Here is a 12,290-nt window from a genome sequence, read left to right as displayed (position 1 = left end):
TGTTTGCATCGCGAGGACGGCGCCCTTAATCAGGACGGGCATCACCCTCGAGCCGAACGAGCCCGTTGTCAGAACCTTCCCCGAAAGACCCGCCGCCCGCCGACGACCTGGAGTCCGAGCCGCGGCCGGGCCGCGTGCGCAAGCCGATCGGCTGGTCGACAATCATGATCGCGGTGCTGGTGGCGGTGAGCGCGGCGCTGGTCTGGCGGCGTGACGGCACCGACGGCGTTCTCGAGATTCTTACCCACGATCTCTCGCTGTTCGGCGGCATCCTGCCGCGCGTGCTGGCCGGCTGCCTGCTCGGCGCGTTCATCTCGGAAATCCTGCCGCACGAAAAAGTCTCGCGCTCACTCGGGCCAAAATCCGGCCTGAAGGGCCTTCTGATCGGCACTGCCTTCGGCGCGATCCTGCCCGGCGGTCCCTTCACCACTGCCCGGCGGTCCCTTCACCGCCTATCCGGTGGCGAGCGCGCTGCTCGCCGTCGGCGCCGATTTCGGTGCCGTCATCGCCATGGTCGTGAGTTGGACCTTGATCGGCTATGGCCGGGCGGTGGCCTGGGAAATCCCGATCATGGGCACCGACTTCACGCTGTGGCGCATCATCATCTCGCTGCCGCTGCCGGTGCTCGCCGGCGCGCTCGGCCGCTTTGTCTATGTCCGGCTCTATCCGAAGCCGGCCATGAAGGACGACGAGACATGAGCGCGGCGCTTCTCATCGATATGCTGCTGTGGGGCTCGGTCTTCGGCGTCGGCCTGATCGCCTTCCGCCGCGGGCCTCCGGTGTTCAAGGCCTCGCTGCGCGAAGGCTCCATGGACTTCATCAACATCGTGCCGCGAATCGCGCTCGGGGTGATCGGCTCCGGCTACATCGCCGCCATCATCCCGCAGGAGGTGATCAGCGGCTGGCTCGGCCCCGATAGCGGCTGGCTCGGGGTCGCGACCGCCGTAGTCGCCGGGGCCGCGACGCCCGGCGGCCCGGTGATAGGGTTCTCCATCGGTACGGTGGCGCTGAAGTCGGGCGGCGGCGTCCCGCAGGTGGTCGCCTATGTCGTCGCGTGGGCGCTGTTCGCCTTCCAGCGCGTGATCTTGTGGGAAATCCCGTTCATGCCGGCCCGTTTCGTCTGGTTCCGCTGCGCGGTTTCGGTGCCGTTCCCCTTCGTGGCCGCCGCCATCGCGATGGTGATCGGCAAGCCCTGAGCCGGGGCGTGGACAGGGGTAATGTTATAATATAACGTTCTCGGATGGTTCCCGCCGCGTCCCACACCCAGCCTCACGGCCACGCCCATGACCATGCCCCTTCCCATGGGCATGACCATACACACGCCCATGTCCATGACGCAGCAGTGCCGCATCCGGCCCAGGCGGCGCACTGGTCGATCCTGCGCATGACCATGGCCAGCCGCCTCGCGGCCGCGCTTGCCGTCTGCGCGGTGCTGTGGGGCATCGTGTGGCTGGCGATGAGGTGACGATGCCGGGACTGCATTTCCACAATGTCACGCTCGGCTATGACCGGCATCCAGCCGTGCACCACCTCAATGGTGAGGTCGCTCCGGGCGCGCTGCTGGCCGTGATCGGCCCGAACGGCGCCGGCAAGTCGACGCTGCTGCGCGGCATCGTCGGCATCCTCAGGCCGCTCGACGGCAGCATCCATCTCGGTGGGCTCGACTCCCGCGATATCGCCTATCTGCCGCAGAGCGCGGAGATCGACCGCAGCTTCCCGATCTCGGTGCTGGACTTCGTCGGCACCGGACTGTGGCGTGGGACCGGCCTGTTCGGCGGCATCGGCAAGGCTGCGCGCGAAAAGATCCTCCGCGCGATCGCTTCCGTTGGGCTCAACGGTTTCGAAAACCGCCCGATCGGCACACTCTCGGGCGGCCAGATGCAGCGCGTGCTGTTCGCGCGCGTGCTGCTCCAGGACGCGCGGCTGATCGTGCTGGACGAGCCCTTCAAACGCCATCGACAGCAAGACCACGGTCGATCTGCTGGCGCTGGTGAAGCACTGGCACGGCGAAGGCCGCACCGTGCTCGCCGCGCTGCACGACATGGAGATGGTGCGTAACCATTTCAGCGAGACGCTGGTGCTGGCGCGCGGCCCCGTGGCGTGGGGACCGACGGCGGAGGTTCTGACGCCCGAAAACCTGATCGTCGCGATGCGCATGTGCGAAGCCTTCGACGACAGCGCCGCCGCCTGTTCGGCCGATGATGCCCGCTCGCGGGCGGCTTGATATCCGATGATCTATGACGCGCTGATCGGCCCGTTCACCGAATTCGAGTTCATGCGGCGCGCGCTTGCCGCCGTCATCGCGCTGTCGTTCGCGGGTGCGCCGATCGGCGTGTTCCTGATGCTGCGGCGGATGAGTCTGGTCGGCGACGCCATGGCGCATGCGATCCTGCCGGGCGCGGCGGTCGGCTTCCTGCTGTCAGGTCTCAACCTGTTCGCGATGACGGCCGCGTGGCTTGATTGCGGGATTTGCCGTCGCGATCCTCGCAGGCCTCGTCGCGCGCTCGACCGGGCTGAAGGAGGATGCCTCGCTCGCGACCTTCTATCTGGCCTCGCTGGCGCTGGGCGTGACCATCGTCTCGATCAAGGGCACCAATATCGACCTGCTGCACGTGCTGTTCGGCAACATCCTCGCGATGGACGACCAGACGCTGCTGGTCGTCGCCTTCAACGCCACAGTGACGTTGTTGGTGCTCGCGGTGATCTACCGGCCGCTGGTGATCGAGAGTGTCGATCCGCTATTTCTGCGCACCGTCAGTCGTGCCGGCGGACCTGCGCATCTCGCCTTCCTCGCGCTCGTCGTCATCAATCTCGTCAATGGCTTTCAGGCGCTTGGTACCCTGCTGGCGGTCGGCCTGATGATCCTGCCGGCCGGCATCGCGCGGTTCTGGTCGCGCGATCTCACGGTGATGATCTGCATTGCGGTCGTCGCTGCCGCCGTCTCCGGCTATGCTGGCCTCGTGCTGTCGTTTCAGACCCGCGTGCCGTCGGGCCCTGCGATCATTCTGGTGGCGAGCGCGCTCTACATGGTCTCCGTCCTGTTCGGCCGCGTCGGCGGTGTTGTCAGGCAGATGTTTCCCGGCCGGCATCTGGAAGCGTGACAGCGATGCGCTTCCTTCTGCTCTTTGCGTTGCTGCTGATCGCCTCGCCGTTGCACGCCGCGGAGCGGCTCAATGTCGTCGCGAGCTTCTCGATCCTGGGCGATTTCGTTCGCAATGTCGGCGGCGACCGTATCAATCTGACGACTCTGGTCGGGGCCGACAGCGACGTGCACGTCTACACGCCGGCCCCCAGCGATGCGAAACGGATCGCGGACGCAAAACTGGTCATCGTCAACGGGCTTGGCCTCGAGGGCTGGCTGCCGCGCCTGGTGCAATCCTCCGGAGCCAAGGCGGAGGTGGTCACCGCAAGCGCCGGCATCGCGCCGCTGAAGCTCGGCTCGGCCGCGGATCCGCATGGCTGGCAGTCCGTTCCCAACGCCAAGATCTACGTCACCGGCATTGCCGATGCGCTGGCTGCGGCCGACCCCGATGACGGGGAATTCTTCCGCGCCCAGGCAAAGGCCTATCTGGAAAAGCTCGGAATGCTCGACCGCGAGGTCCGCGAGGCCGTGGCAAAAATCCCGTCGGAGCGGCGCAAGGTGATTTCGACCCATGACGCCTTCGGCTATTTCGCCGCCGAATACGGCGTCCAGTTCATCGCGCCCCTGGGCGTCTCCACCGAAACCGAGCCCAGTGCGCGGGACATCGCCACCATCATCAGCCAGATCAAGGCCCAAAAAATCCCGGCCGTGTTCCTGGAAAATATCAGCGACGACCGACTGATCCGGAGGATCGCGGCGGAGACCGGCTCAAAAGTCGGCGGGACCCTAATTTCGGACGGTTTGACCGGCGAAAAGGGGCCTGGACCCACTTACATTGATATGGTCAGGCACAATATAAAGGCCCTGACCAGCGCGCTTGACCACTAGGGCAGGGGCCACCCCGCCTCGCGTCGCGCGTAAAGCCCGAAGTCCGGAGTTGTTATGTCTGAAGCGACCTCCCAGAAAATTCCCGTGACCGTCCTGACCGGCTATCTCGGTGCCGGCAAGACCACGCTTTTGAACCGCATCCTGTCGGAAAACCACGGCAAGAAATACGCGGTCATCGTCAACGAATTCGGCGAGATCGGTATCGACAACGACCTCATCATCGGCGCCGATGAGGAAGTGTTCGAGATGAACAACGGCTGCATCTGCTGCACTGTGCGCGGCGACCTCGTGCGCATCCTGGACGGGTTGATGAAGCGCAAGGGCAAGTTCGACGCCATCATCGTCGAGACCACCGGCCTTGCCGATCCGGCCCCGGTCGCCCAGACCTTCTTCGTCGACGAGGACGTGCAGAAGAACGCGCGGCTCGATGCGGTCGTGACGGTTGCGGACGCCAAATGGCTGTCCGACCGTCTGAAGGACGCGCCCGAGGCCAAGAACCAGATCGCCTTTGCCGACGTCATCGTGCTGAACAAGACCGATCTCGTGACCAAGCCCGAGCTTGCCGAGGTCGAGGCCCGCATCCGCGGCATCAACCCCTATGCGAAGCTCCATCGCACCGAGCGCTGCTCGGTAGCTTTGGCCGACGTGCTTGATCGCGGTGCGTTCGACCTCGACCGCATCCTCGACATCGAGCCGGATTTCCTGAAGGCCGATGATCATGATCATGACCATGACCATGATCATCACGGACATGACCATCACCACCATGATCACGGCCACGGCCTGAAGCATTATCACGACGAGGACATGCAGTCGCTCTCGCTCAAGTCCGACAAGCCGCTTGACCCGAACGTGTTCATGCCCTGGCTCCAGAACCTGGTGCAGGTGGAGGGTGGCAAGATCCTGCGCTCCAAGGGCATCCTCGCTTTCCATGACGATGACGACCGCTACGTCTTTCAGGGCGTCCACATGATGCTGGAGGGCAACCACCAGCGGAAGTGGAAGGACGGCGAGCCGCGCGAGAGCCGCCTCGTCTTCATCGGCCGCGAATTGCCCCAAGATCTCATTCGCCAGGGTTTTGAGAGCTGCATCGTCTCGTGATGAAAGAGTTCACGCCGGCCCCCGATTCCGCCTCGATCGTCTCCGTCACCGACCGCGTCAAGCCCGTTGCGCTCGGCATGGGCGTGACCGCGGTCCATTTCCTTGGCGACCGCGCCGCCTTCGTCGGCGGCGAGGAGAACGTCGCGTTCGTGGATGGCCAGGGCGAGATCAGCACGGTCGCCGTGCACAGCGGCGGCATTCTCTCGACCGCTTCCGACGGCAAGCGTCTCGTGATGGGCGGCGACGACGGCAAGGTTGTGTCGCTCGACGCCAAGGGCGCGGTGACGCTGCTTGCGACCGACCCGAAGCGGCGCTGGATCGATGCGGTGGCGCTGCATCCGGACGGCGCCTACGCCTGGTCGGCCGGCAAGACGGCTTTCGTCAAGAGTGGCAAGCAAGAAGAGAAGTCGATCGAGGTGCCCTCGACCGTCGGCGGGCTTGCGTTCGCGCCGAAAGGCCTGCGGCTCGCGATCGCCCATTACAACGGCGCGACGCTGTGGTTTCCCAACATGGCGGCGTCGGCCGAATTCCTGCCCTGGGCCGGTTCGCATCTCGGCGTCACCTTCAGCCCGGACAACAAATTTCTGGTCACCACGATGCACGAGTCGGCGCTGCACGGCTGGCGGCTCGCCGACAACAGGCACATGCGCATGACCGGCTATCCCGGACGCGTCCGCTCGATGTCGTGGAGCGCGGGTGGCAAGGCGCTGGCGACCTCGGGCGCCGACACCGTGATTCTGTGGCCGTTCGCCAGCAAGGACGGCCCGATGGGCAAGGAGCCTGCGATGCTCGCGCCGTTGCAGGCGCGCGTGTCGGTGGTTGCCTGTCACCCCAAGAACGACATCTTCGCCGCCGGCTACAGCGACGGCACCGTGCTGATTGGTGCGGCTGGAGGACGGCGCGGAAATCCTGGTTCGCCGCAACGGCACTCCGCCCATGGCTGCGCTCGCCTGGAACGCCAAGGGGACTCTGCTGGCGTTCGCAGATGAAAATGGGGACGGCGGGCTTCTGGAGCTTTAAGCTGTTATCGTTCTGACCGTAGATGGGGCCATGCGGTTTCTGACGACCTTCCAGATTGCAGACTTTGCCGACACGCTGGTCAGCCTGTTCACGGCTTTCGTGCTGGGCACATTGATCGGTGCCGAGCGGCAGTATCGCCAGCGCACCGCGGGCCTGCGCACCAATGTGCTGGTCGCGGTCGGCGCCGCCGCCTTCGTCGATCTCGCGATGCACCTGACCGGCGCTGACGGTGCGGTGCGGGTGATCTCCTACGTCGTCTCCGGCATCGGCTTCCTCGGCGCCGGCGTCATCATGAAGCAGGGGATGGATGTGCGCGGGCTCAATACCGCGGCGACGCTGTGGGCCTCGGCCGCGGTAGGCTCCTGCGCTGGCGCCGACATGGTTGCGCAGGCCGCGGCACTGACGGTGTTCGTGATCGCCGGCAACACCATGCTGCGCCCGCTGGTCAACGCCATCAACCGCATCCCGCTGAACGAGAAGGCCTCCGAGGCGACCTACTACTTCAAGCTCGCGGTCGCGGCCGACGTCTTGCCCGACATGCGCGACCGCCTGGTCGAGAAACTCGAGGCCGCAAAATATCCGGTAGCCGACGTCCACGTGGTCGAGATCGGCGACGACATTCTGGAGATCGTCGCAAAGCTGGTCGCGACAGCGGTCGATCCTAACGAACTGAACACGGCGGCGACCGATCTCCAGCACTTGCCCGGCGTGCGGCATGCGACGTGGGAAGTCAGCACCACGGAGTAAGCGCGGCGTTTTGGCTCAGGGGCGGCAGGTTCCCGCCTTTCCGGCAGCGGAACCGGGGTGGGGCAAGTTCGTTGATACCGCGGACAACTGCGGTGATCGATATGACCGGCAATAGTGACAAGCGCAGACTGAAGTTCGACCTGATCATCGCGTGCTCGCTGTTCGCAGCAGGCGTCGTGGTGTCAGGCATGTCGCTGGCGCAAATCCGCGCCGAGATCCGCATGCAGACGGCGCAGGCGACGCAGCCACTCCAAGGCGCGCCGTCGGACGATCAGAACAAGCCTGCGGAAGCCACGCCCGGCGGTGATCGGCCGACCACGCCGGCCCCGGAGCCCGCGCGCCCCGATCCGCAGACGCAAGGCGCAGCGGGCGCGGCTAAACCAGCGTTGCCGCCGGCACCTGCCGAGAAGATCGCGCCGCCGATCAAAGAGAAATAGCGAACTCGTAGTTGCAGCGTCATGCCGGGCTTGTCCGGACATGACGGCTGGGTTGTCACCGCACCAGAACATTCCGGAACTGCCACGGATCGCACGTATCGATATCTTCCGGAAACAGTCCCGGACGATCCGTCAGCGGCGTCCAGTCGGTGTAGAAACCCTTTACCGGGCCGAGATACGGAATCTGGATTTCCAGCAGACGATCGAAATCCATCTCGTCGGCTTCGACGATGCCTTCGTTCGGGTTTTCCAGCGCCCACACCATGCCGCCGAGCACGGCGGAGGTCACTTGCAGGCCGGTGGCGTTCTGATAGGGCGCGAGCTTGCGGGTCTCTTCGATGGAGAGCTGCGAGCCGTACCAGTAGGCATTGTTGTCATGGCCGAACAGCAGCACGCCGAGTTCGTCGATGCCGTCGACGATTTCGTTCTCATCGAGGATGTGGTGCTTTTCCTGCATCTTCGCCGCGCGGCCGAACATTTCATGCAGCGACAGCACGGCGTCGTCAGCCGGATGATAGGCGTAGTGGCAGGTCGGTCGATAGATTGCCGTGCCCGATGCATCGCGCACGGTGAAATAGTCGGCGATCGAGATCGACTCGTTGTGGGTGACGAGGAACCCGTACTGCGCGCCGCGGGTGGGGCACCAGGTGCGGACGCGCGTGTTGGCGCCGGGCTGCATCAGATAGATGGCGGCGCCGCAGCCGGCTTCGTGAGTGTGCGCGTTCTCGGGCATCCATTTTTCATGGGTGCCCCAGCCGAGCTCGGACGGCTGCACGCCTTCCGACAGGAAACCTTCCACCGACCAGGTGTTGACGAAGACGTCCGGCTCCTTCGGCGTCTTGGAGCGCTGGGTGTCGCGTTCGGCGATGTGGATGCCCTTGATGCCAGCCTGCCGCATCAGATCCGCCCATTCGGCTTTGGTCTTCGGCTTGGGAGCATTGAGCTTCAGATCAGCGGCGACGTTGAGCAGCGCCTGCTTGACGAAAAAGGAGACCATGCCGGGATTGGCGCCACAGCAGGAGACGGCCGTCGTCGAGCCCGCGCGGCGCGCCTTCTTGGCGGCCAGCGTCGCTTCGCGAAGGGCGTAGTTGGAGCGCGCTTCCGGGCCCTTCGACGAATCGAAATAGAAGCCGAGCCAGGGCTCGTTGACGGTGTCGATATAAAGAGCGCCAAGTTCGTTGCAGAGCTCCATGATGTCGGTGGAGCCGGTATCGACCGAGAGATTGACGCAAAAGCCCTGGCCGCCACCTTCAGTGAGGAGCGGGGTCAGCAGGTCGCGATAATTGTCCTTGGTCACGCCCTGCTGGATGAATTTTACATTGTGCTTCTCGCAATGTGCCTTGCGGCCCTCGTCCTTGGGATCGATCACGGTGATGCGCGACTTGTCGTAATCGAGATGCCGCTCGATCATCGGCAACGTGCCTTTGCCGATGGAGCCGAAGCCGACCATGACGACAGGACCGGTAATCTTCGCGTAGATCTGCGAGGCGGGGCTCATGGGATGGTTTCTCCGGAAAGTACTGGCAGACAAAGGGTGAGGGATGGATCAGGCGCCGCGGCGCTTCGCGGTCACTTCGATCTCGACCTTCATCTCGGGCTTGTAGAGTGCCGAGACGACGAGAAGCGTTGCGGCCGGGCGAATATCGCCGAGGACTTCGCCGCAGACGTTGAAGTGTGCGTCTGCGTCCTTGATGTCGGTGATGTAGTAGATCGCGCGGACGATGTCGGCCATCTCGAAGCTGCCCTCCTTCAGGGCCGCTTCGATCGTCTTGAAGCAGTTGCGTGACTGGCTCGTGACATCGGGCGGCATTGTCATCGTGGTGTAGTCATACCCGGTGGTTCCCGCGACGAAGGCGAACTCGCCGTCGATCACGGCGCGGCTGTAGCCGGCGGTCTTCTCGAACGGGGAGCCGGTGGAAATCAGGCGACGGGACATCGGTTCAGCCTCGACTGAAAGGGGCGTTTCCGCGGGTTAAAGGGCGTTTCTCGGGCCCGCGCAACCCCAAAGGGACAGGCGTCAGCGCGGGCGTGGGCACGACCGCGGCTTGGGTCGTCGCCAAGACGGCAATCCCTTAAGCCGCGTGCGCCTGGAGAGCGCGAGCCGCCCGGCGTTTGGGCAAGGCCGCGCCGGTCGGGACGATCATCCCGGTAGCGCCGTCCAGCGCGCCCGTCGTGAATTCGATCGCCAGCAGGCGGTCGCGCTCGAACGGGCCGGGCAGCGACAGCTCGCCAGTTTTCGCGGGTGAGAAGCCGAAGCGGGCGTAATAAGGGGCATCGCCGAGCAGGATCACAGCGGCATGCCCGCGCGCTCGGGCGGCGGCCAGCGCTTGCTGCATCAGCGCGGCGCCGATCCCGAGCTCGCGGCAGGCAGGGTCCACCGCCAGCGGTCCGAGGACCAGAGCGGGCCTGCCTCCAGCGCTGACGTGCCACAGCCGCACGGTTCCCACGAGCGTCCCTCCGCGCACTGCCGACAGGGCAAGCCCCGCGGCTGGTGCGCGTCCGTCGCGCAGGCGCTGACAGGTGCGGCCATGGCGGTTCTCGCCAAAGCTGGCATCCAGCAGCGCTTCACGCATCGCAACGTCGGCAGCACGCTCGCTGCGGATCGCGAACGGAGCGGCTTTCGAAGAGAGGTCAACCTGTGTCTTCCGAAGAGCAGTCATGGCGCGTCAGTCCCCGCTTGAAACGACGTGCGAAAAGCACGCCTGTCCAAGACGTCGTCAGATCGAAATGTCAGGGAGGGAGCCGGCAAGCCGGCTCCCGGTTCGTCAGGCCTCAGATCAGAGGCGGATCAGATGTGGCAAATCAGATGTGGTAGGTCTTCAGCGGCGGGATGCCGTTGAACGCCACCGCCGAGTAGGTCGACGTATAGGCCCCGGTGCCTTCGATCAGCAGCTTGTCGCCGATCTCGAGCGTGACGGGAAGCGGATACGGGTTCTTCTCGTACAGCACGTCGGCGCTGTCGCAGGTTGGCCCAGCGAGCACGCACGGCGTCATGTCCGCACCGTCATGCGGGGTGCGGATGGCGTAGCGAATCGACTCGTCCATGGTCTCGGCGAGACCGCCGAACTTGCCGATGTCGAGATAGACCCAGCGCACCTCGTCCTCGTCGCTCTTCTTCGAGATGAGCACGACCTCGGATTCGATGATGCCGGCGTTGCCCACCATGCCGCGGCCCGGGGGGCTCGATGATGGTCTCCGGAATCTGGTTGCCGAAGTGCTTGCGCAGCGCGCGGAAGATCGAGCGGCCGTAGGTGACCACCGGCGGCACGTCCTTCAGGTACTTGGTCGGGAAACCGCCGCCCATGTTGACCATGGTCAGGTTGATGCCGCGCTCGGCGCAGTCGCGAAACACCTGCGAGGCCATCGCCAGCGCACGGTCCCACGCCTTCACCTTGCGCTGCTGCGAGCCGACATGGAAGGAGATGCCGCACGGCTCCAGGCCCAGACGCTTGGCGACGTCGAGCACGTCGACGGCCATCTCCGGGTCGCAGCCGAACTTGCGCGACAGCGGCCATTCGGCGCCGGCGCAGTCATAGAGGATGCGGCAGAACACTTTCGCGCCAGGCGCGGCACGGCCGATCTTCTCGACCTCGGCGACGCAATCAACCGCGAACAGCCGAATGCCGAGCGCAAAGGCGCGCGCGATGTCGCGCTCCTTCTTGATCGTGTTGCCGAAGGAGATGCGGTCGGGCGTCGCACCGGCAGCCAGCGCCATCTCGATCTCGGCGACCGTCGCGGTGTCGAAGCAGGAGCCCATGGACGCCAGCAAAGCCAGCACTTCCGGCGCCGGGTTCGCCTTGACGGCATAGAACACGCGGCTGTCGGGCAGCGCCTTGGCGAAGGTCTGGTAATTGTCGCGCACGACCTCGAGGTCGACGACGAGGCACGGCTCGGTGTCGAGGCCATCCTTGCGGCGGTTGCGCAGGAATTCCTGGATACGATCGGTCATAGCACTCTCCCAAACGGCCCAGCGACGGGGATCCGTTCAAAAAATGACGTCGGATAAGAGCGCTCCGGCCAGATCGCGCGATGGAGGCGCGACGAGCCAAAGACTCAAATCAGACTGTGCTGCCGTGGATTGGTTGGGAATGTTCCCGCCCGCACACCTGGCAATGAAGGACAAGCCTTTTCAGTAGCCCGCGCCGGCGTTGGAATGCCGGTAGAGACCAAAAAAGCCCGATCCGTCGTTGCTTTAAGTCGCGTCCCCCGTTGAGAGCGGGGTGCGCCGGTTCGCCTCCGGCTGCCAGTCACGGTTGCAAAAAGTGAAGTCACCTTCGACAAGGCATCTCTTTGAGAGAGATGCTGGACGCTCCGGGTTTGCTTAAGTCTTCCGGCTTGTTGAGCCTTCCGACCTCCGCACTTCCGAAGAGCCCCTCGGCTTCTTCACCCCTTGGCGGCTGTCCGGCCTCTTGTCCGGATACCTACCGACTGACACACGACCACAGGCACGTGCGAAATTGGGCAATCCGCAAATAGGTGTTTTGACTCTGGTTCGCAAGAGATTTTTTAGGCTGAGAACAGATTTGCCTAACATCTGCTTGCGCAGTGTTGCGCGAGCGACGCGAAAGATGAACGCGCGTTAAGTTTTCTGCGCGCGCGTGTCCCTCGCGCGCGTGAGAAGCGTCAGCCGCGCTTCGTGAAGGGCTCGACGCGCTGAGCCGCGCGGATGAAGGCGGTCATCACGAGCACGCCGAGCGCGAACAGCGCGGCCTGAAGGATGTGTGCGCCCTGGTCGCCGAGCCCGAACAGGATCGCGAGCGCCCATCCGCCGGCAAACGCCGCGCCGAACACTTCGGCGCCGATCAGGATGGCGGCGCTGATGACAGTGATGACGCTCGGCCAGACGATCCGACGGGAAGACGAGGAAGGCGCGTTCATGAGCTCAGGGGTCCCTAGGCTTGGAGGGCCGCAATCTCCTCGAAAAGGCGGCCGGGAGCAAGGGCAAATGGCCCAAAAAAGCCCCATCGCGTGCTATAGCTGGCCGCAACAATTCAGGCTCGAAAATCGGGACGTGT

The 12,290-nt window shown here is 64.6% G+C and carries 11 protein-coding genes and 5 pseudogenes; 10 read left to right on the top strand and 6 right to left on the bottom strand.

The window, feature by feature from the left end; all coding sequences use genetic code 11:
* Positions 1-25 precede the first annotated feature (25 nt).
* Complete coding sequence (locus ACVWW3_RS26670; protein WP_456672467.1) at positions 26-220, bottom strand: hypothetical protein; 195 nt, start codon at positions 218-220, stop codon at positions 26-28.
* Here ACVWW3_RS26670 and ACVWW3_RS26665 point away from each other — a divergent pair.
* From ACVWW3_RS26665 to ACVWW3_RS26620, 10 genes and pseudogenes are all read left to right on the top strand, one after another.
* Positions 135-699 (top strand): annotated as a pseudogene (locus ACVWW3_RS26665) (permease). The gene ACVWW3_RS26670 and the pseudogene ACVWW3_RS26665 overlap by 86 nt on opposite strands.
* Entirely contained in the window at positions 696-1,196 is a 501-nt protein-coding gene (locus ACVWW3_RS26660; RefSeq protein WP_247339602.1) for a hypothetical protein, read from the top strand. Before ACVWW3_RS26665 ends, ACVWW3_RS26660 begins: the two are co-directional and overlap by 4 nt.
* A gap of 44 nt (positions 1,197-1,240) precedes the next feature.
* Positions 1,241-1,465, top strand: coding sequence for a hypothetical protein (locus ACVWW3_RS26655; protein WP_247339603.1), 225 nt, complete (start codon positions 1,241-1,243; stop codon positions 1,463-1,465).
* Positions 1,466-1,467: 2 nt separating this feature from the next.
* Positions 1,468-2,224: pseudogene (locus ACVWW3_RS26650) on the top strand (metal ABC transporter ATP-binding protein).
* Positions 2,225-2,230: 6 nt separating this feature from the next.
* A pseudogene (locus ACVWW3_RS26645) lies at positions 2,231-3,101 on the top strand (metal ABC transporter permease).
* 5 nt (positions 3,102-3,106) lie between these two features.
* A complete protein-coding gene (locus ACVWW3_RS26640) occupies positions 3,107-3,970 on the top strand; it encodes a metal ABC transporter solute-binding protein, Zn/Mn family (protein WP_456648139.1) in 864 nt (287 codons plus the stop codon).
* Between the two features lie 54 nt (positions 3,971-4,024).
* Positions 4,025-5,071: a CobW family GTP-binding protein gene (locus ACVWW3_RS26635; protein WP_247339614.1), complete on the top strand. Its 1,047-nt coding sequence runs from the start codon at positions 4,025-4,027 to the stop codon at positions 5,069-5,071.
* A pseudogene (locus tag ACVWW3_RS26630) lies at positions 5,071-6,091 on the top strand (WD40 repeat domain-containing protein). Before ACVWW3_RS26635 ends, ACVWW3_RS26630 begins: the two are co-directional and overlap by 1 nt.
* 30 nt (positions 6,092-6,121) lie before the next feature.
* Entirely contained in the window at positions 6,122-6,838 is a 717-nt protein-coding gene (locus tag ACVWW3_RS26625; RefSeq protein WP_247445107.1) for an MgtC/SapB family protein, read from the top strand.
* 101 nt (positions 6,839-6,939) lie between these two features.
* Complete coding sequence (locus tag ACVWW3_RS26620) at positions 6,940-7,275, top strand: hypothetical protein (RefSeq protein ID WP_456649744.1); 336 nt, start codon at positions 6,940-6,942, stop codon at positions 7,273-7,275.
* 55 nt (positions 7,276-7,330) lie between these two features.
* Here ACVWW3_RS26620 and ACVWW3_RS26615 read toward each other — a convergent pair whose 3' ends face one another.
* The 5 genes and pseudogenes from ACVWW3_RS26615 to ACVWW3_RS26595 form a co-directional block, all read right to left on the bottom strand.
* On the bottom strand, positions 7,331-8,773 hold the full coding sequence (locus tag ACVWW3_RS26615; RefSeq protein ID WP_456648141.1) for a homospermidine synthase: 1,443 nt from the start codon (positions 8,771-8,773) through the stop codon (positions 7,331-7,333).
* A 48-nt stretch (positions 8,774-8,821) separates the two neighbouring features.
* A complete protein-coding gene (locus tag ACVWW3_RS26610; RefSeq protein WP_354104497.1) occupies positions 8,822-9,211 on the bottom strand; it encodes a RidA family protein in 390 nt (129 codons plus the stop codon).
* A gap of 136 nt (positions 9,212-9,347) precedes the next feature.
* Positions 9,348-9,935: a GNAT family N-acetyltransferase gene (locus ACVWW3_RS26605; protein WP_456648142.1), complete on the bottom strand. Its 588-nt coding sequence runs from the start codon at positions 9,933-9,935 to the stop codon at positions 9,348-9,350.
* Between the two features lie 142 nt (positions 9,936-10,077).
* Positions 10,078-11,224: pseudogene (locus ACVWW3_RS26600) on the bottom strand (type III PLP-dependent enzyme).
* A gap of 674 nt (positions 11,225-11,898) precedes the next feature.
* Positions 11,899-12,153, bottom strand: a complete 255-nt coding sequence (locus ACVWW3_RS26595; protein ID WP_354104500.1) for a hypothetical protein — start codon at positions 12,151-12,153, stop codon at positions 11,899-11,901.
* Positions 12,154-12,290: the final 137 nt, after the last annotated feature.

Source organism: Bradyrhizobium sp. LM2.9 (assembly GCF_054056555.1).
The sequence above is the reverse complement of the archived record's forward strand: the minus strand, read 5'-3'. Positions and strand labels throughout refer to the sequence as shown.